Source organism: Phaeobacter sp. NW0010-22, assembly GCF_040365955.1.
Taxonomy (GTDB): domain Bacteria; phylum Pseudomonadota; class Alphaproteobacteria; order Rhodobacterales; family Rhodobacteraceae; genus OMPR01.
Genome location: NZ_BAABWT010000005.1, coordinates 259,753 through 278,801, shown reverse-complemented (window position 1 = coordinate 278,801; position 19,049 = coordinate 259,753). Strand labels below are relative to the sequence as shown.

Annotated in this window: 19 protein-coding genes and 1 tRNA gene; 9 read left to right on the top strand and 11 right to left on the bottom strand. The window is 51.1% G+C overall.

Annotation, left to right across the window (positions count from 1 at the left end):
* Positions 1-75 precede the first annotated feature (75 nt).
* The 4 genes from ABWV33_RS13120 to ABWV33_RS13105 are packed head-to-tail and all read left to right on the top strand — an operon-like array spanning position 76 to position 3,260.
* Complete coding sequence (locus ABWV33_RS13120; RefSeq protein WP_121997280.1) at positions 76-387, top strand: (2Fe-2S)-binding protein; 312 nt, start codon at positions 76-78, stop codon at positions 385-387.
* A complete protein-coding gene (locus ABWV33_RS13115; RefSeq protein WP_353331315.1) occupies positions 377-1,783 on the top strand; it encodes an FAD-dependent oxidoreductase in 1,407 nt (468 codons plus the stop codon). The genes ABWV33_RS13120 and ABWV33_RS13115 overlap by 11 nt, the downstream gene beginning before the upstream one ends.
* Positions 1,780-2,895: an NAD(P)/FAD-dependent oxidoreductase gene (locus ABWV33_RS13110; protein WP_353331313.1), complete on the top strand. Its 1,116-nt coding sequence runs from the start codon at positions 1,780-1,782 to the stop codon at positions 2,893-2,895. Before ABWV33_RS13115 ends, ABWV33_RS13110 begins: the two co-directional genes overlap by 4 nt.
* A 17-nt stretch (positions 2,896-2,912) precedes the next feature.
* Positions 2,913-3,260 (top strand): RidA family protein, encoded by a 348-nt coding sequence (locus ABWV33_RS13105; RefSeq protein ID WP_113821581.1) that lies wholly within the window; start codon positions 2,913-2,915, stop codon positions 3,258-3,260.
* A gap of 383 nt (positions 3,261-3,643) precedes the next feature.
* On the opposite strand, the gene ocd is transcribed toward ABWV33_RS13105, so the two are convergent.
* The 3 genes from ocd to rocF are packed head-to-tail and all read right to left on the bottom strand — an operon-like array spanning position 3,644 to position 6,566.
* Positions 3,644-4,717 carry an ornithine cyclodeaminase gene (ocd, locus tag ABWV33_RS13100; protein ID WP_353331311.1) on the bottom strand — a complete coding sequence of 358 codons (1,074 nt, stop codon included), beginning with the start codon at positions 4,715-4,717 and terminating at the stop codon, positions 3,644-3,646.
* On the bottom strand, positions 4,714-5,643 hold the full coding sequence (gene ctlX / locus ABWV33_RS13095; protein ID WP_353331309.1) for a citrulline utilization hydrolase CtlX: 930 nt from the start codon (positions 5,641-5,643) through the stop codon (positions 4,714-4,716). The genes ocd and ctlX overlap by 4 nt, the downstream gene beginning before the upstream one ends.
* Positions 5,640-6,566, bottom strand: a complete 927-nt coding sequence (rocF, locus tag ABWV33_RS13090) for an arginase (protein WP_353331307.1) — start codon at positions 6,564-6,566, stop codon at positions 5,640-5,642. The genes ctlX and rocF overlap by 4 nt, the downstream gene beginning before the upstream one ends.
* 109 nt (positions 6,567-6,675) lie before the next feature.
* On the opposite strand from rocF, the gene ABWV33_RS13085 reads away from it, so the two are divergent.
* Positions 6,676-7,101, top strand: a complete 426-nt coding sequence (locus tag ABWV33_RS13085) for an Lrp/AsnC family transcriptional regulator (protein WP_113821577.1) — start codon at positions 6,676-6,678, stop codon at positions 7,099-7,101.
* Positions 7,102-7,111: 10 nt separating this feature from the next.
* Here the strand turns inward: ABWV33_RS13085 and ABWV33_RS13080 are convergent, their stop codons facing one another.
* Together ABWV33_RS13080 and ABWV33_RS13075 are read right to left on the bottom strand one after the other, a co-directional pair.
* Entirely contained in the window at positions 7,112-7,579 is a 468-nt protein-coding gene (locus ABWV33_RS13080) for a disulfide bond formation protein B (RefSeq protein ID WP_353331305.1), read from the bottom strand.
* Positions 7,576-8,154 carry a YqaA family protein gene (locus ABWV33_RS13075; protein ID WP_353331303.1) on the bottom strand — a complete coding sequence of 193 codons (579 nt, stop codon included), beginning with the start codon at positions 8,152-8,154 and terminating at the stop codon, positions 7,576-7,578. Before ABWV33_RS13075 ends, ABWV33_RS13080 begins: the two co-directional genes overlap by 4 nt.
* 147 nt (positions 8,155-8,301) lie before the next feature.
* Between ABWV33_RS13075 and ABWV33_RS13070 the strand changes: the two genes are divergently transcribed.
* Positions 8,302-8,387, top strand: a tRNA-Leu gene (locus ABWV33_RS13070).
* A gap of 120 nt (positions 8,388-8,507) precedes the next feature.
* Here ABWV33_RS13070 and ABWV33_RS13065 read toward each other — a convergent pair.
* From ABWV33_RS13065 to ABWV33_RS13055, 3 genes are all read right to left on the bottom strand, one after another.
* On the bottom strand, positions 8,508-9,122 hold the full coding sequence (locus tag ABWV33_RS13065; RefSeq protein WP_353331301.1) for a hypothetical protein: 615 nt from the start codon (positions 9,120-9,122) through the stop codon (positions 8,508-8,510).
* Positions 9,123-9,298: 176 nt separating this feature from the next.
* On the bottom strand, positions 9,299-10,903 hold the full coding sequence (locus tag ABWV33_RS13060; RefSeq protein WP_353331299.1) for a B12-binding domain-containing radical SAM protein: 1,605 nt from the start codon (positions 10,901-10,903) through the stop codon (positions 9,299-9,301).
* A 74-nt stretch (positions 10,904-10,977) separates the two neighbouring features.
* Positions 10,978-11,964 carry an NAD-dependent epimerase/dehydratase family protein gene (locus ABWV33_RS13055; RefSeq protein ID WP_353331297.1) on the bottom strand — a complete coding sequence of 329 codons (987 nt, stop codon included), beginning with the start codon at positions 11,962-11,964 and terminating at the stop codon, positions 10,978-10,980.
* 77 nt (positions 11,965-12,041) lie between these two features.
* Between ABWV33_RS13055 and ABWV33_RS13050 the strand changes: the two genes are divergently transcribed.
* The 3 genes from ABWV33_RS13050 to ABWV33_RS13040 all read left to right on the top strand — a co-directional run bounded on the left by ABWV33_RS13050 (position 12,042) and on the right by ABWV33_RS13040 (position 15,485).
* Positions 12,042-13,331: an aminotransferase class I/II-fold pyridoxal phosphate-dependent enzyme gene (locus tag ABWV33_RS13050; RefSeq protein WP_353331295.1), complete on the top strand. Its 1,290-nt coding sequence runs from the start codon at positions 12,042-12,044 to the stop codon at positions 13,329-13,331.
* 98 nt (positions 13,332-13,429) lie between these two features.
* On the top strand, positions 13,430-14,467 hold the full coding sequence (locus tag ABWV33_RS13045) for a GNAT family N-acetyltransferase (protein ID WP_353331293.1): 1,038 nt from the start codon (positions 13,430-13,432) through the stop codon (positions 14,465-14,467).
* 28 nt (positions 14,468-14,495) lie between these two features.
* Positions 14,496-15,485, top strand: a complete 990-nt coding sequence (locus ABWV33_RS13040; protein ID WP_353331291.1) for an efflux RND transporter periplasmic adaptor subunit — start codon at positions 14,496-14,498, stop codon at positions 15,483-15,485.
* Here ABWV33_RS13040 and ABWV33_RS13035 read toward each other — a convergent pair.
* The 3 genes from ABWV33_RS13035 to ABWV33_RS13025 all read right to left on the bottom strand — a co-directional run bounded on the left by ABWV33_RS13035 (position 15,465) and on the right by ABWV33_RS13025 (position 18,716).
* On the bottom strand, positions 15,465-16,607 hold the full coding sequence (locus ABWV33_RS13035; RefSeq protein WP_353331289.1) for an ATP-binding cassette domain-containing protein: 1,143 nt from the start codon (positions 16,605-16,607) through the stop codon (positions 15,465-15,467). The two genes, ABWV33_RS13040 and ABWV33_RS13035, sit on opposite strands and share 21 nt — an antisense overlap.
* 7 nt (positions 16,608-16,614) lie before the next feature.
* Positions 16,615-17,787, bottom strand: a complete 1,173-nt coding sequence (locus ABWV33_RS13030) for an FtsX-like permease family protein (RefSeq protein WP_353331287.1) — start codon at positions 17,785-17,787, stop codon at positions 16,615-16,617.
* Between the two features lie 65 nt (positions 17,788-17,852).
* Positions 17,853-18,716 carry a sulfotransferase family protein gene (locus ABWV33_RS13025; protein ID WP_353331285.1) on the bottom strand — a complete coding sequence of 288 codons (864 nt, stop codon included), beginning with the start codon at positions 18,714-18,716 and terminating at the stop codon, positions 17,853-17,855.
* Between the last annotated feature and the right edge of the window lie 333 nt (positions 18,717-19,049).

Genomic DNA, 19,049 nt, shown 5'->3' with positions numbered 1-19,049 from the left:
GATGCGTGATACTGGACAGGGCGGCCATCTCCTGGGTCGCCCTGTTCATCTAACATTATCAAGGATGCTTCGTTCATGTTCAGGTCGCTTCGGCTTTCGCCCGAGAAAACTGTTTCCGTGACCGTAAACGGTCAAAAAATATCTGCACCCGAAGGGCAAACTGTCTGGGCAACGATGGCTTTGTGTGGAGAAACCATGACACGTCAGGCCGCTATTTCTGGTGAGGCGCGTAGCGCTTATTGTGCAATGGGTGTTTGCTTTGAGTGTTTGGTTGAAATTGACGGTATGGCAAATCAGCAAGCCTGTTTGCGGCGCGCTCGAGAGGGCATGAACATCGAAACACAAAATCTCACCATCCGGTCCGAGGCATCAACTGATGATCTATGATTGCGCTATTGTCGGAGGTGGCCCTGCCGGGATGAACGCTGCCATCTTGTTGGCTGAGGCCGGTGTCCGTGTTGTGATCATGGATCGAGCTGCGCGGGCGGGTGGGCAGGTCTATCGTTCTGCAGCGGACAGTGTTCTGCCAAGGCCAGAAGCACTGGGCCTAGATTACACCGAAGGCGTTGCGTTGATCACTGCGTTCGAGTCTTGCGCAGCAACCCACATCGCAGCGGCAGACGTCTGGCACATCGGTGAAGACGGCACGATACTTTATTCCCTAAATGGCACAACGCGGCAGTTGCAGGCACGTGAAATTCTGTTGTGTCCCGGTGCAATTGAGAGGCCGATGCCAATTCCAGGCTGGACATTGCCGGGGGTTATGACCGCAGGCGCGGCTCAGGTGATGCTAAAGTCAGATGCCGTTGTTGCCGAAAAAGCAATTTTTGCGGGATCCGGCCCCTTACTCTACCTTATCGTTGCGCAATACCTTCGGCTTGGGGTCAAAGTTGCTGGCGTTATAGATACAACGCCCAAAGCGAACTATCTCGCCGCTCTTCCCGGTGGTGTCGCTGCGCTGAGGTCTTGGCCGATGCTGCGCAAGGGGTTGAACCTGATGCGCGAAATATCTAATTCTGGGGTGCCGGTATTCAAAGCCGCGACAAACCTTTCAATATTGGGAAAGACAGCCGCCACAGGCCTTGCATTCGAATGCAACGGAGCTCAGGAAATTCAGGCGGAAACAGTATTTCTGCATCATGGTGTCATTCCTCATTCAAACATGTCTCGATCACTGGGTCTTGAGCACCTTTGGAACGAAGCGCAGCAGTGTTGGCAAGTGAAGACGGATTCATGGGGACAGAGCTCAATCCCGCATATTGCTGTCGCTGGGGATGGGGCTGGGATCATTGGTGCTGATGGTGTCCAATGCGCCGGGCGGCTTGCGGCCTGTAACATTTTGTATCGGCTGAATGTGTTTTCGCTGACTGAACGAGACCAACGTGCGCGCGAAGATCAATCTAAGCTAATTGGAATGGCACCGTTTCGGGCATTCCTTGATCGCCTGTATCAGCCTGTCGAAGAGCTGAGACTTCCTAAAGATCCAGAGACCCTCGTCTGCCGGTGCGAAGAACAGCGGTTAAAGGATCTACGCGCTGGTTATGAAGCAGGAGCGCGCGATCCAAATGCCCTAAAATCTCTGACCAGGTGTGGCATGGGGCCCTGCCAAGGGCGACAATGCGGGCCTATCGTCAGTTCGCTGTTGGCGCGCTGGCGTCAAGAACCAGAAGAGGCTGTTGGTTATTACCGTTTGCGCAGTCCGCAACGCTTGCTGAGTTTAGCGGAGTTTAGCCGTTTTCGGTATGATGATGAAACCGGAACCGAGGCAGAGGTGTCGGGATGAATGCGGATGTAATGATCATTGGTGGCGGCATTCAGGGTTGTTCAACTGCTTATCACCTAGCGTTGCAGGGCGTTTCTGTCATCGTGATTGAAAAAGATTACATCGCGCGACATGCATCGGGTGTGAATGCCGGGGGCGTTCGGCTGTTGGGACGGGACATGGCCGAGATACCAATGTCCAAAGCCTCAATGGAGATGTGGCAGACACTGGACGAAACGCTTAAGTTTGAGACAGGATTCCGTAGACGAACATTGGTAAATGTGGCGGCAGATGGGGCAGACATCGCGATGCTGCAATCGCGCCAAACAGTTATGCAAAAGGCCGGCTACTTCCACGAACATCTTCTGGATCAGTCGCAACTGCGTGAGGTTTTGCCTCATGTGCACTCTTCTTGTGTTGGGGGCGTGACGTCTGAACTTGATGGATATGCGTTGCCCTATCAGGCGACAATGGCATTTCGTCAGGCAGCAATGCAGTATGGTGCCCGTTTTGTCGAAGGAGAGGAGCTCTCTTCGCTTCGTCATGTAGGCCCTGTTTGGATTGGGCGAACGCAAACAACGACCTATGAAGCGGGTACGGTCATCAATTGCGCGGGTGCCTGGGGTGATAAGGTTGCGATGCGCATTGGAGATTATGTCCCACTTAGTTTTGCTGCACCAATGTTGATGATCACGGCACGTCTGCCTCATTTTGCAAAGCCAGTGGTTGGGGCTGTAAGTCGCCAGCTGAGCTTTAAGCAGTTTGAAAACGGAACGGTTTTGATTGGTGGTGGGGCCAAAGGGTTTGCAGATCGCGATCAAAACACAACCCGCCTAGACTATTCAAAGCTGGCTTCCGCGGCAAAAACAGCGATTGAGTTTTTCCCGATTATGGCGAGTGCGTCGATTAACCGGATGTGGGCCGGAATTGAGGGATACATGCCGGACAATCTCCCAGTGATTGGGCCGGCCGTGAATGCACAGAATGCCTTTCATGCCTTTGGGTTCTCAGCGCACGGTTTCCAACTGGGACCAATTGTCGGAAAAGTGCTGGCCGATCTGGTCTTAAACGGAAAAACCGACTTTGATCTCAAGGCCTTTCGAATAGGTCGCTATGAACGAAAAGTACTCTGAACAAAATGGAGCAGACTATGACAATAACACGTATCGAGACCGGCGCTCGGATGAGCAAGATCGTAAAGCACAACGGAGTGGCCTATCTATGTGGGCAAGTTGGCGCTGGCGAGTCTGTCGCAGATCAAACAAAAGATTGCCTGTCTCGCGTCGAGGCATTGTTGACCACCGCTGGGTCTTCGAATGAGCAAATCTTACAAGCTATCGTTTGGCTCGCAGATATGGATGATTTTGCAGAAATGAACGCCGTCTGGGATGCTTGGGTTCCAAAGGGTGCAGCACCTGCGCGCGCATGTGGTGAGGCAAAGCTTGCGAGACCTGAATTGAAAGTAGAGATTATCGTAACGGCTGCTTTCGATGTTTAACAAGATTTCCTGGTATTTTTAGGCCGCGGTCCTTCAGGTTTTTGGCTAAAGCAGGGGGCCTTTTCCGCTTGTGTATCAGCCCTTGTAATAGCCTAACCTGAAGGGATTGGAACTTTTCAATCAGGAAAATGAGTAGTGATAGCGTAGGTTAAACAACGCGTTGAGGTGTTCAGTTGATGAGATCTCGGCTTGCCTCCCGCTTTCTCACGATCTTTGCTTAGGCAGTTCGCTCCTCATTGGTTAAGCGAGGCACATCTCATTTATCGTGCAAGAACTGGTGACGGAACCAAAATACCTATGATGGATTTTAGAATGCCGCCAAGACTTAAAAATTTCCCGCTTCTTCTGGTCTTGGCAGCTTCATTACAGGAGTCTGCTAAGCCCTAGTGGTTGTTCGAGTTTGCTGAAGATCTTAGGAGCATTCCGAAAAGATCGCGAGGGTTGTCAGGATCTGCGAGCAAGTCCAATGCGTGAAACAGCCCTGTCGTTTCCAGTTGATCGCGAACAAAACGCAAAGCGCTGAAATCTTCGATCGCGAATCCAACACTGTCAAACAGGGTGATCTGGGTCTCTGAAGTCCGGCCAGCAACTTTTCCTGAAATGACCTTCCAAAATTCTGTGACTTCGTGATCGTCTGGCAATTGTTGAATTTCACCTTCGATACGTGTCTGAGGGGGATATTCTACAAAAATGTCAGAACGATGCAGGATGGCCTCGGCCAATTCTGTTTTGCCGGGGCAATCGCCACCAATGGCATTGATGTGAACCCCACTACCTACCATGTTGTCGCTCAGAATCGTTGCGCATTGTTTGTCGGCTGTGCAAGTCGTCAAAATCTGCGCACCTTGAATTGCTTCTTCGGGAGTAGTGCAGCTAACGACAGTCAGCCCCTGACCAGCCAGGTTGGCCGCACATTTAGCAGTTGCAGCAGGATCTTTGTCGTAGAGCCTTACGGTTTTCAAACCACAGATTGCCTTCATCGCCAGAGTTTGGAATTCGGATTGGGCTCCGTTTCCGATCATGGCCATCGTATCCGCCCCTTTGGGGGCAAGATGTTTGGCAACAAGGGCTGAGGTCGCCGCTGTGCGCAGCGCAGTCAGCAAAGTCATTTCGCTGAGCAAAACCGGATAGCCGGTCGCGACATCAGCCAGTAGGCCAAATGCTGTTACTGTTTGCAGCCCTTCTTTGGTGTTTTTGGGGTGACCATTGACGTATTTGAACCCATAAACTTCACCGTCAGAGGTTGGCATCAGCTCAATCACGCCCTCGGCAGAATGGCTGGCAACGCGCGGCGTTTTGTCGAACAGATCCCAACGCAAAAAGTCAGCTTCGATGTATGCCGCGATCCCTGTCAGCATCTGTTCGATCCCGATGCGATGAACGAGTTGCATCATATGATCGACTGACACAAACGGAACCAAAGCTTTGTCGGAGGGGGAAAGGGATGTGTGGGTCATGCTGCGGTCCTTTTGGGGCGGCGAGTGAGGTGGATACCTGCGATCATGCAGCGGACAGACCCGCCGGCGGTTTCGATCGTTGGGATATTTAATGGAAGGGGTATTGCAGTGCGTTCGATGATGGCAATCTGATCAGGGCGTAGAGCGTCAAGTGCACGTGCTGACAATGCCAAAACGCGTTTGTTGCCAGTCAGTTCAATCGCGTTTCCTGCGAAAGAGGCAATTTGCTCGGCTGAAAGATCGATCACTGTGCGCCCGGTTTCGCTAAGGCGGTCCAGAATGGTGCGACGTCTATCCAGATCCTTGATCATGTCCAGACAGATCAATGCAAATTCGGTTCCAATGCCCATCAAGACATTTGTGTGATAAATAGCGCGTCCCTGTTGATCGGTGGCGTCAAAGCAGAGCGGCTCATAGTTAAAGTGGGTGCAAAACCGTTCCAGTATAATGGGATTTGCCCGATCGGATCGCGCCACGTAGGCGATGCGCCCGATGTGGTCCAGCACCATTGCCCCTGTGCCTTCTAATGCCAGCCCGTCTTGTTCCAGGCCGCTGTAGTCAACGACGTCGGAAACTCGATAGTCTTGTTTGAGCATGTCGATGACGTCCGTACGCCGTTCGCGCCGGCGATTTTCCACATGCATTGGGTAGAGAGCAACATGCCCTCCAGTGTGGGTGGAGAACCAATTGTTTGGGAAAACACTGTCTGGTGTCTCCCTTTCCCCGAAATCATCAAAGACATGCACCTGAACGCCCGCCTTACGTAAGCAAGAGGTGGCAGTGTCGAACTCTTCAAGCGCGCGTTGGGCGACGTTTGTAGCGGTATCAGGCGTTTGAAAAGCGTTGTCGAACCGTGTTTCGGGATTGGACTGAAAATTGTGGGGGCGAATCATAACGACGGCTGCGGGGGCTTGAATCGTGGTCATAGAAAGCTCCGCGTGGGGCGGTCAAAGACACGACGCCCAAGCGCTGAGGCTGCAAGATCCACCATCAATTGAGCTGTCCGGCCGCGTTCATCCAGAAAGGGGTTAAGCTCAACAAGATCCAAAGAGGTCATCAAACCGCTGTCACAGATCAGTTCCATGACCAAATGCCCTTCGCGCATCGTCGCGCCACCGGGAACAGTGGTTCCAACAGCCGGTGCTATTGAGGGGTCTAGAAAATCAACATCCAATGATACATGAAGCAGGCCATTTTGTTCATCGACATGTGCAAGAAAATCAGTGAGGGGCTTGGAAATCCCTGTTTCATCAATCTGGCGCATGTCATGAAATCGGATGGCGGTCTGTTGCAACGCTTCACGCTCTGCGTGATCGACGGATCGTAGGCCAAGGATGCAAATGTTTTCTTGTGGGATTGGTGATGTGACAGCCGGAAACCCTGTAAAACCTTCGCGTCCTGTGACATAGCCTAATGGCGTCCCATGCAAATTTCCGGAATCCGTCGTCTGGGGGGTATGGAAATCGCTATGTGCGTCTAACCAAAGCACGAACTGGGGCCGTTTCTTTTTGGCCGCATAGTTTGCAACGCCAGCAACACTGCCTAAGGCAAGCGCGTGGTCACCCCCTAAAAAAATTGGTAGCCCGTGTTCCATCGAATCCTCGGCGATACGAATGAGCCGGTGTGTCCAACCTATTGTTTCATTTAGCTGATTCAGGTGTGTGCTTTCTGATTCAGGTTGGTGATTGGCAGGCGTTAAGTTTCCCATATCTTTGACCGAATGACCCAAGTCCTGCAACGCGTCGCCTAATCCAGCTGTGCGATAAGAATCCGGGCCCATAAGACAGCCCGCTCTGCGCTTGCCGCTATCGACTGGTGCACCGATTATGATACAGTGTTTTGAAGTCATCATCCGCCTCAGGAAAAATTGTGATGACCCAATAATTGTGCATTTCGTGTTGTAATCCACTGCTTAAATCGACCATAATGAAGGTCAATTTAACGAATTGGAGCTTAAGTTGGACAAAACGGATGAGCGGTTGATTGCTGCATTGCGCCATGACGCGCGTGCGTCGCTTTCGGATCTGGCGTTGCAGCTTAACCTATCCCGCACAACTGTGCGTGCGCGCATTGAAAGATTGACACAGCGCGGGGATATCCTTGGTTTTACTGTCGTCCTCAAAGAAGATGTCCTGCACGATCCGGTGCGTGGCCTGATGATGATCGGAATCGAAGGGCGTGGAACAGTCCGCATTACCCGGCAACTTCATGGGTTGAAAGAAGTTCGGGCAGTACATTCCACCAATGGACGCTGGGATTTGATCGTTGAGTTGGGTACCGAGACGTTGGAACAGCTCGATACCGCTTTAGCTAAGATACGGATGTTCGAAGGCGTACAGTCCAGTGAAACCAGCTTGCTGCTTTCAACCAAAAAGTCGACTTAAACTGGCTCGGTCATCGTGCGCGTGCTGCCATCATCCAAATCGCAAGCAACCCGAGTGATGCGAGTGCATTCCAGTTTGCCATTGTCAAACCCAAGAAGAAGGGTTCCAACGTATCACACATGACCAATGCTGGCACATCTGATCCACCGGGCAATAGCGAAGTTGCATCAAGTCCTGAGAGTGCATCCGAACTGCCAGTGCAGCTAGCTGGGCCTTCCCACCAAACGCGCTCGACTCCGCTGTGGAAGATCGCGAGACCGGCAGCAACCGCCGCCGCAAATGCGCCCAGCAATGCAAAGGCGCGTGCGGGTAACAGGAAATAGATTAAGCCGACGCCAATTGCTGCTGCATGTGGCCAACGTTGCCACAGGCACATTTCGCAAGGCGCCCAGCCGAGCGATTGAAAGAAAAAGGCACCTGCAAGCAATGCGGCAGAGCCGCAAGCGGCCATCAGGACAAGGCTTTTCTGAGTGATCATAGGTATTTCACCAGCAAGAATCCCCCGACGAGAAGGATGATGAAGAGGGTGAAAAGCAGACCGAGCCGCTTTTCGATGAAGTCTCGGATCGGTTCGCCAAATTTCCAAAGTAGCCCTGCGACAAGGAAGAACCGCAATGAACGGGCCAGAATTGAGGTGGCGATAAAGGTTCCCAAAGGCATGCCCGTCCAGCCAGACATGATCGTGATGACCTTGTAAGGAAAGGGGGTCACGCCCGCAGTTAGGACGGCCCAGAACCCCAGATCGTTGAAACGCGTGTTGAATTCTGCCATTGCGTCCGTTTTGCCCATTGCGGCAAGGATCGGTTGGCCAATGCTCTCATAGAAAAACGCACCAATTGCATATCCTAACAACCCGCCAAGGACTGAAGCGGTTAACGCCACGGTTGCGATGAGCCAGGCCTGCTTCGGCCGGGCAAGAATCATTGGGATCATCAGCACATCCGGAGGAATCGGAAAGACAGAGCTTTCAATGAAAGCGACAAAAGCGAGAACCCAGAGCGCATGCGGGTGTTCGGCAAAACTGATGGTTTTGTCGTAAAGTCGCTGTAACATGGATTTACTCGCCTTCAGAGAGGGGCTTTATGAGGAAGAACCATGTACGTGAGGGCAGGTCAACCAAGCGCGTGTGACAAGAGTTTTAAAAAGTGGGTTTTTGCCTATGGACCTTTCTGTTCGGGAACGGTAATCCCTACCGCAGAAGCCCAAGTGGCGGAATGGTAGACGCAGGGGATTCAAAATCCCCCGCCTTAACGGGCGTGCCGGTTCGAGTCCGGCCTTGGGTACCAATCTATTTAGACGTTTAACGTCAGATAGTTAGGCTTCGAATACAAGGCTCGATGCGGAAACGCATTGAGCCTTGTTTCATTTCATTTGGATTCTTTGACTTGATTTTTGTTGCGCTTTCTTCAGTTGTTTTGAAGAAGTGAAATATTGAAAACTCCTGCATTCAAGTCGATCTGATCCAAAGCGTTTCGACCTAATGTATCTGTCTTATAAGTCAGCGAAACCCCAACTGATCTGAAGTTGAAGGGATGCAGGTGACCGGGGCCCTTGATGACCTTATAAGTCATCAAACAGGTCAGTTGCTTGCTCTGCACGATTGAACTTTTGGGCGAAACACGAATAAGGCGCCTGCCGTCATAAATGCGCAGGGATCCCGGACATTGGGTCTGAGCCGAAACAGCGCCAAATGCGTCTATCATATCGGTGGCGATGAGGGGCGCGTTTTCCAAATCGAGAGCCATCGCATTTTTGTATGGGGGCGTGACACGGGTTTGAACGACGCGTTCGTTTCGAAACAGAACGGAAACCTTTCGCGTTCGTTTCGGGGATACGTTACTGACGCGGTATTCGTAGGCCTGCCTACCGTCTGGACCGGTGGACGGCTGTCGTACGCCTTTGAAAACACCATCAAAAACTCCCATTGGAGTATTGTTGAGACGTGCAGTTAAGGTGCTATGTAAACCGTGGTCTTTCTGCGTGCGACTATAGGTGACCTGCCCGAGTGTGCGGCCCATCATCTGAACGTCAAATAGCTGTGTCTCGGCCATCACAGTTTGAGCATGTGAGAGCATCGTCAAAGTTTGGATGGTCAGAATAACGTGTGTAAGGCGACTCATCATGTGATTGTGGCCCATAGCGCGGTCAGATCTCTTGGTATCAACGTGGCATCGGAGGGTATTAGATTTGCCGGCAATCAACCAACTTTTGCCTCACCGTGTTCCGGGGGGCTCCAGGTGCGGTTTTGGTCTTCTTCGGAGAGTAGTGCCAGCTGGCCTTCTATTTCCGTCTGAACGTCATTTCTAAAGACATAGAAATGTTCGAACATTGCCAGCATGGAGAAAAACCCTTTGAGACCGGCTTTGTTGTTCCGATAAAGATCAAGCGAGGCGCGCCAGAACAAACCACGCGAAGAGCGTATTAAACCATGTAACGATAGGACTTTGAGCATCGTCATCACTTGCTTGAAGTTCAGTGGAAATGAACTTGGCGGGATACCTTTGGTTGGCCAAACTCCGTCCTTGGTTGCCATGGCGTGACGATAGGCGCGATCCATGTAATGCCTCGGTTCATATAGGTTTTCATAGATTGAGGTGTGTTCTTGGGCCAATTCGGTAAGGGGACGTGTGGGGACAAAATTAGTTAAACGATTTGAGTTCAAATCCGCGTCGCGCTCTGTTTGCAGTAATCTCCCTTCGGCGCGTAAGCGATCTGTTAGGGCTGTTTTGGGCAGGGCTTGCAATAAGCTGACGATCACCATGGGGATCTGCGCATCTTCTACAAATTCGAGAATGCGCTTGTCCGCGCCGGGTTTCTCGCCATCAAACCCAATGATGAACCCTCCGATGATTTTTAGGCCTGACTGATTGATGGTTTTAACCCGATCAACCAGTGACCCGCGTACATTTTGCTTTTTCTTGATATGGATAAGGCTGTCTTCATCCGGCGTTTCAATTCCTACAAAGACAGTAGTGAAATTCGCCTTGCGCATCATCGACATAAGCCCCGGATCTTCGGCCAGATCCACTGATGCCTCAGTCGTGAATGTAAACGGAAATCCATGCTCTGTTTGCCAAGCGATCACCTCGTCCAACATAGGTTTCACTGTTAGCCGATTGCCGATGAAATTATCATCCACCATAAAGATGCCACCGCGCCACCCCAGATCATACAGTTGGTCCAACTCTTCGCGAATTTGGGCGGGAGTTTTGGTCCGAGGTCTCCGCCCGAAAAGAGTTATGATATCGCAAAATTCACATAAAAATGGGCACCCACGGGAAAACTGAATAGACAGACTGTTGTAGTCGTAAATGTTGATCAGATCAAAACGTGGCTTGGGGCTGGTATGCATGTCAGCCTTTTGCCCTTTTGCGGTAAAAGTTCCAGACGTTGCTCCATTTAGAAGCGCTTCGACGAAAATGGGAATTGTGAGCTCACCTTCATCCAAAACAGCGAAGTCAGCGCCGGCTTCTAATACTTCATCCGGCAGGGACATTGCGTAGGGGCCACCAACTGCAACAGGCTTGCCGCGTTGCTTTGATTCCCGGATCAGCCCAAGCATATCTGCGCGTTGCACGATCATGCCTGATATGATTACGAGATCAGCCCAGTCCCAATCGGTATCTTCCAAGGTTTGAAAATCTCGGTCGACCAATCGGAATTCCCAATCCTGTGGCAGCAATGCTGCGACTGTCAGCAAACCCAAAGGCGGTAAGAGCGCTTTGCGTCCCAATAGTTTCAGAGCGCCTTCGAAAGACCAAAAAGACGTAGGAAAATTGGGATTTATCAATAGTACCTTCATATCGCGCCACCTTGAAAATCTTTGCGGATTACTGGGCCTTGTAGGGAATAGGTAACAGAAAAATACCTTTGCACCTAATCTTCAGTTTTCGGAAGGATTGCGGCCAGAATTTCGCGCGGTTTTCGTGGGTTCCAGCCCAGATCTGAGTAACTGCGTGTTGGATCGGTCCTGACAACTTTGTCGTAAAGAAAGACAATGCGTTCTTTGTTCAAAATCATATTACGCCCCGTCCATGATCCGATCCAATCCATAACCATGGCAGCAGCCCGAACCAAGCTTTCAGGCATGTCAGGCGGAGGTTTCCGCCCAGTCATTTCCCCAAGAATTCCAAAAATTTCGCCCATGGTAGCTTCACCGGCGGACGCAATATAGCGCGTTCCGGGTATACCATGGTGAGCCACAAAGAAGAACAATTCAGCCAGATCTTCGACGTGCACCATACCCAAGGGGCGATCTTGTGCGGGCCAAAACGGGAGGTGCCCGTTCAGGTATGCGCGCAAAGCTCTGCCAAAGTGAGGTTCGTCGCGCCCAAAAATTCCGGGCGGCAGAACAGAATATGTAGAGAATCCGGGTCGATTTCTGGCGAGTACCAAGGCCTCAGCTTGGGTCTTGGTTTCATCATAGCAAGAGGCATAGTCTGTATCTGTACGAACATGGTCTCCATCTACCCGGGCCCCAGCGGTATCCCCCAGGGTGCGAACCGTGGAGCAATAAATGAATTTAGGAACACTAGCGGATTGGGCTGCCTCTAATAGGGCGCGAGTTCCGTCCAGATTAACCTGTTTCATCAAGGTGCGATCAACTGTTCCGAGATCCACATAGGCCGCTGTGTGTATTATAAGATCAATCCCGTGTAAAACTTTGGTCAAACGGCTAGTCTGCCGAGGCAGAGCCAGATCAATCTCAACGCGGGTCACGCTTGTACCCTCAAGCAAATCCAAGTTTGAATTTGTCCTGACCATGGCGGTCACGGCGTAACCTTGCGCAAGGAGGTGCCGCACAACATGCGATCCAACATACCCGTTTGCACCTGTCACAAAAGCCGTCTTTAGCTCTGGCATTTGCTCATCCTTGTTTAAATGTAGGTTCGATTGTAGGCTTCAAAGGATTGCCTTGTCCCTGAATAGTTTGAGTTTTCATGCAAGTAGTTGATGACTATCTCCACAGCGTTGTTGCAGCCGACCTGGATCCTGATGAATTTGTTGTTCGGGAAAAGCAGGGCAATACAGTTGTCATGGAATGCAAGCGAACGGGCAGGGTGCATCGGGTCCTGAATTTCTGCGACAATGACATTTTGGGGTTTGCCCAAGACAGGGCAGTCAAAGACGCTGCGATACAGGCTATCGAGGATTTTGGAACCTCAAACAGTGGGTGTATGGCGTTGTGTGGTCGCAGCACCCCTCACGAAGAATTGGAGCGAGAGATCGCCAATTTTAAAGGGGTTCCGCATACTCACCTGTTTCTGAATGCTTGGATGGCGTTGCAGGCTTTCATGGATGGGTTTTGTCACCTTGCGATACCGGTGCCCGGATTTAGCAACACAAGGCCCGTTTTGGTCATGACTGACATCTTAAATCACGGCTGCATTACCACTGCGGTTGTGAATGCAGGATCTAGGTCAGGGAAGTTGCTCACCAACAGTCCCGAGGTTCGCGTGAAAAGCTACAAGCATTGCGACATGGATCATTTGAGGAAAAAGCTGAAGCGTCTGGCTCGTCCCGAGGACAGGGTATTGTTACTAACTGACTCTGTCTTTTCTATGGATGGGACAATTGTTCCGCTGCCGGAACTCGTTGATGTCCTAGCGGATTATCCGGGTTCCACTTTGGTGTTGGATGAGGCGCACGCCTCAGGTGCTATCGGGCCTCGTGGGGGCGGGATATTTGACTATCATAGAATGACGCCTGAGATGCTGATGGCCAAAGGGGTTAATCCTGTGATCCTGACGACGTTTTCCAAGTTTGCAGGGTCGGCCGGAGCCGCGATCAGCTCCTATTCCAAAGGGTTAGAGAGGCTGTTGAATGCTTGCCCAACTTCGATTGGGACAATTTCATTGCCTCCTTCAGCTGCAGCTTCTGCTGCCGAAGCCATTCGACAGCTCCGTGGGCGCCCGGAATTGGTGGCAAGGTTGATGCAAAATGCCTCCTATGCGCGCGAAAACTTGAAGCAGGCAGGGTTTGAGGTATTGGGAGAAACGAATGTTCTACCCATGGTTTTACCTGCAGGGGTGCCACCCAAACATGTGGCGCGGTATTTGATTGAAGAACATGGTATTTGGGTCTCGCCGGTTTGGTATATCGCGCGTCCAAGATTGCGCGCTGTTGTTTCGGCCCAACATACAAACGCTGAAATTTCTAAATTAGTTGATGCTTTGGATCAGATGCGTTCAGTGTTTTACCCACACTCTGCAGCGGTCAATGCTGTATGAATTTTTGTGTTGGACCCATCCAAAATACGTCCGATTTTAAGCGGTTCGAACGCGTTCCTAATGTTGTATATCGCGATGACCCTAATTGGGTTCCGGACATGCCAGGCGCCATCAAGGGGCAATTGGGACCAGAGTCAAAGTTTCTGCAATACGGTCGGTTTCAGGCGTTTCTCGCCCAAACTGATAACGGGGAGCTACTGGGACGGATCGTTGCTTCGGTTAATTCGCGACTTTGTGCAAAAGAAGGTAAGCAAATTGGTAGCTTCGGGTATTTTGAGACCATTCATGATCACGATGTTTCGGATGCCTTGTTTGATGCAGCAACAACTTGGTTGATAGAGCAGGGATGTGTTTTGGGCCGTGGTCCGATTGATCTGTCCACGCATATCGGTGGGCTCACTTTGGTCAATGGGTTTGATGAGCCTGCCTATATCAGAATGCCTTACAACCCGAGCTACTATCCCTCTTTGATTGAAAGCGCGGGATGGCACGGAGTCCGGGATGCATTTGCTTTCGATTTTGCCATGGAACCGTTGGCCCCGGCCTTTGAGCGGGCGTATCGTTTGGCGCTACGGGCGGGGATCACCTTTCGTGCGGTTCATACGAAAGGTGAGGCAATGCGCAGTGATCTGCGCGCGATACACCGCATATTCGCCACCAGTTTTGAAGACAATTGGAGCGCAACTGAGCGAGATGTCTCTGAATTTGTAGATGAAGCTGAGCAGATGAGGCACATCATCGACCCCAGGTTATTTCCCGTTGCTGAATATAACGGAAAAGTGGTCGGGTTCTGGCTTGGTTTGCCGGACATCAATCGCGCATTGCGCGCCTCACGCGGGTGGCCAACTCCGCTTGTGTTTGCGCATTTGTTATGGAAACGACGTAGGCTGGATTCAGCGCGCGTGTTAGCTGTTGCGATCCTACCTGAGTTTCAAAAACCGCGTTACGCCTTGGGGCCGGCCCTTGTTTACCTAGGAATGGATGGCGGGGCATCTGGCGGGCACCCTTACCAACGGGCGGAATTGTCCTGGGTTTGGGAAAACAATGCACGATCTTTGGGATTGATCCGCGGTGCCGCAGGGCGTCACTATAAAACCTATCGTATGTTCGAGCGGAAATTGGATGGGCGGACCTAAAGTAAAGGAAGAAAGTAGGCGAATGGCGATGAAAACCTTATTGATGTGTGCGACCATTGCGGTGGCAACGACAAATAGTGGCTTGGCACAAACCCCTGCATCACCAACGCTTGTTGCGGGTCTTGGTTATGTGGAACCCGAAGGTGGCGTTACCAAAGTTGCCGGAGGTCCGTCCATCAGCAACAGCGTTGTTTACGAATTAAAAGTCGCCGAAGGGGATACCGTTAAACGAGCAGATTTGATTGCCGTACTGGGGGACAATGCGCTGATGCAGGCGGCCCTTATTCAAGCAGAAACAAGGGTTAAGGTCCAAGAAGCTCAATTGGCGCGGGTACAGGCCGGCGCGATGAAAAGTGAGCTGGATGCCAAAAAAGCAGTCGTTGATCGATTAAAGAAAGAACTTGGAAACGTCGTTAAAGAATGCATTCGCCAGCAAAATCTATATGAACGGAAAATCATTTCAGAGGCGGTGTTCTTGCAAAACTGCAACCGCGTTGATGTGACTGAGGGACGCCTGAACGAAGCCGAGGCGACATTGGCTGCCGTTGCAACCATTCGTCCCGAAGATATCTTGATCGCAGAAGCGGAATTGATAAGTGCACGCGCAAACGTTGGGCATGCGCGGGTCGCTTTAGAGGGCACTTTTGTGCGCGCCCCGACCAATGGAACTATTTTAAAGGTTCACGCGACAGCCGGTGAACGGATCGGCCCGTCGGGGCTGGTCGATATGGGATTTGTAGAACGCATGTGGGTGTCAGCCGAGATTTACGAAAGTGATATCTTGAAAGTGCAACCGGGGCAAAGCGCCTCTGTTATTGCGGATGGAATCGAGCAGAAAATCGAAGGCGTCGTGAAGAAAATCGGCCTGACGGTCTCCCGTAATGAACTGTTGTCGAACAATCCTACTGCGGACGTAGATGCCCGCGTGGTGGAGGTGAAAATTCTTTTGAATGAAGAAGATAGTCACCATGTTGCGGGGCTTACAAACCTGCAGGTTTCAGTCGTCATTCATCCTTGAAATTGGCGCTGATTGCTCGGCCTGCGTATCGACGTTGAAACGGGACCACATCTCGTCGGTGATGACGGCCCGTGTAGCACGTGACCGACTTATCATTTCCGAAAAATCCGCGGCTTTGATTTCTAGAACGCGCACAGGTTGATCGCCACGGACCTCGATCGACGCATTTCGACGGCCATTCTCAGTTAACAACCCCATTTCGCCAAAATAGGTGCCGCGTTTGTGGAAATGGGCCAGATCGCTTCGGCTTCCATTGGTTTCTTGGCGGAACACGTTCACAGCCCCTTTGACCAAAATAAAGAATGCATCAGCCGGATCGCCCTGTTTCAGAATTTGTTCACCGGGCTGGAATTCGCGCGACACAGCTTTTGAGGCAATTTCGGCAAGGTGACGATCATCAAGGTTTGGCAAAACAAGAGAGATTTGTTCCGTGATCGCCGTGCCAATGCGCCCATCGATCATATGAAGGATCTCGTCAGCGCTATCCAGGATTCTCATATTGTGCGTGACAATGATGGCCGCACTGTTTTGTGCTTTGGACAGACGTTGGACGAGGTCAATAATGTCACGCCCGGTAGAGGTATCTAGAGCGGCCGTAGGTTCGTCTGCGATCAACAGTTTGGGACGGTGGACCAGCGCGCGCGCGATGGCAACGCGCTGCTTCTGCCCGCCTGACAAATCCGCAGGGTAGTCATTGACCCGATCCCCTAAACCAACCGCATCCAGCATCTCCTCAGCCTGCGCCCGGGCTGTTTTTGCGTTGTAATAGGGCTGTATTTCAAGGCTTTGTTGTACGTTTTGCCGGATCGACATGAAGTCGAGAAGATTAAAGTGTTGAAACACATATCCAACGCGTTTGCGCATTTCCAACAGTTTTCGGGGACTGGCTTTGTGGAGTTCAGCGCCAAAAAGCTTAAGGCTGCCTTCTTGGACGGAACGAAGGCAACCAACCAAAGATATCAGAGTTGTTTTGCCAGATCCGGAGTACCCTGTGAGGAACACGTTTTGCCCGGGCCTTACGTCAATATCGATTCCGTGCAGCACTTGCTTCATGACAGAGGCGTCTTTGTAGCTGTGTTTGAGGCCGCGGATTTTTACGATTGTATCATCTGTGTTTGACATGTCTGGACTACCCAAAAAGATCGGCCGGATCGGCGTCGTTGAGTTTGCGAATAGCCAACAGGGCCGAAATAACACAAATGAAGGCGATGGCCCCAAAGACGATAGCTGCGACCTCCCACGTCATTTCGAAACGTAGCGCGGTTGCCTTGGCAATGACATCGTACATTAAAAAGCTAAGCCCGAGGCCAGGTAAAAACCCAAGAACGGCTAACATCAAAGCAGATCCCAGAACGATCCTGCGCAGTTGTCCGTTGCTGAACCCGATGGCCTTTAGGGTTGCAAAATCCCGGATGTATTTTGAGATCAGTTGAAACAGGATTTGGTAAAGAATGACGATCCCAACCGCGACGGCCCCACCAAGTCCAAAGCGAAAGATGATCCCAATCGGAGTTTGGAATTCATAAAAATCCCGTTCTTGGTCTAATAAGTCTGGCAGCGCCACAACTTTAACATCTTCTGGCAGGTACGCATTCATTCTCGCGGCGACTTGCGTGGCGTCCGATCCGGGGTGCAGTTGGATCAGCCCCAGATTAATTTTGGAGCGCGGGCGGTTAAATACCTCCATAAAGGTTTCGTCGCTGGTAATGATGTGGGAGTTCGCGGATTGGTTCACGCCAACATCGAACAAACCAGTCACCCGAATGCGCGCTTGATGGCGACCACCGCGAACTTCGATACTATAATCTTCGTCAGATTTCACTGTCTCGATGATCTTGGAAAACGACTGCTTGGAGCGTTGGTCGATCAACACATTTCGCTTTATCTTGAGCTTGTCATACTGCTCATAGACGCTGTCTAGTAACATGACATCCCAGGTCAGTGGCAAACCAATGGCTTGAACTTTGCGCAGATATTTTTCGCCCCCTTCAGGGTCGCGCATCAAAACACTGGACCAGTAAACCGGAGCGACGCGAGTGACTTCTTCAAAGGCTAGAGTTTGATTTAGGCGCAGTTCTGAAAATGTGGGGGTACGAAGAACCGTAACCGCAGATGAATTCAACATCACAGCATCGGCGTTAAAACTGGCGGGAAGATCCAGCAACGTGTTCAAAAAGGAAGAGCGAAACCCGATCTGCATGAAAAGAAGAACGGTGATGAACGTGATACCTAAAGCCGCAGAAACCGTTTGCGCCTTTTGATGGCGTAACTGAAGCCAAGAGATCCACGTTTTTCTGAACATCAATACCGTCTTGAGTTAAAGTTTGAACTATAAAAGGGCCAATTGATGGCCCGTGTAAACCTAGCTTATGTGTTAATCTGGTACCCTAATTCTGTAGCCAGAGCGAGAGACGACGGGCTAAACCCGTCAGTGGGTGTTTTTGATCTCGTAGATCCTTGGCGAAATACCGGGTTGTGCAGAAATTTTGTATCATTTCCCAGTGGTGCGTTCGGCGGCCCGACATGCGCAAAAGGTCCGTTTTCCGGATGCAGCATTTGGTCAAGTATGTCAGCGTGAAAGGGCAGGTGAAGGCGTGCTGTAAGATCCTTAAAGAGGGCTTCGGGCTGAGTCATTAGATCTTCGCCTCTGACCGTGACTTTGCGATCTTTCGGAATTGTGTGCAGGAAGTCCACGATCCTTTTGTTGCAGTAGGTCCAGACAGCCTCGTCCTTGACAAACCAATGCAGAGGGATCCCGAACCTTTGCTTAACGCCTTTAAACGCCTCTTGGATGGACAAACGCACGTCCCGGGGATCCCGGATCAGATGAATATATCGGGCGTTTGGACAAATGCGTTCCGTTCGATGCAGGAAATTGGGGTGCGCCGTTAAAATGGGTTCCTTTGCCAACAATGTTTGCGGTGCCACCCGTTCGCTGAGGTGCGCCCAAAGGCGAGCGGTTGTCCAATCCCGACGGTTGTTCAACCATTCGATGGCTGCCTGAACCTGCTCAGCGGATTGCCCCCCAAATTCCAACAGCGAGATCGTGCGATGTATCCCGTCTAGTGTAAAAATTCGATACAAACGCGACCTGCGTTGAAGCTGACCCACGGTTTCTGCCGCGAAAAGGCGCATCTCAGGAAAACCAAAAAGATCGGGGTGTTCGCCAAGCATTGTGCCAAACAGGGACGAATAGGACCTTGGGCTGGAGAGGATGAAAATAGGAGGCACGTTTCCATTCTACCTTTTGTTTTTTTTAGCCATATCACACTTTCTGATGTCAGTGGAGTTTGTTCTAAGTATGTGAGTTGTACTGGTTTCGCGGGGAGCCGATTACCGTGTGGGTATTAGAGAATTGTTTGCATTTGAACCTAAACTGAACCACATTTCTGAACTGTAGAACTGTTCGTTATCGATCACAGTTGGCAAAAATAAACGGGTCGGGGCAATCAAGTTTTCCTATCAATTTGTAGAAGTGGGCCTTCTTGAATTTGCGATTTGATCAGAAAACACTAAGCAATGTAGGCAATGTACTTGTTTGTTGTGCAGTGGCTACTTTGGGTT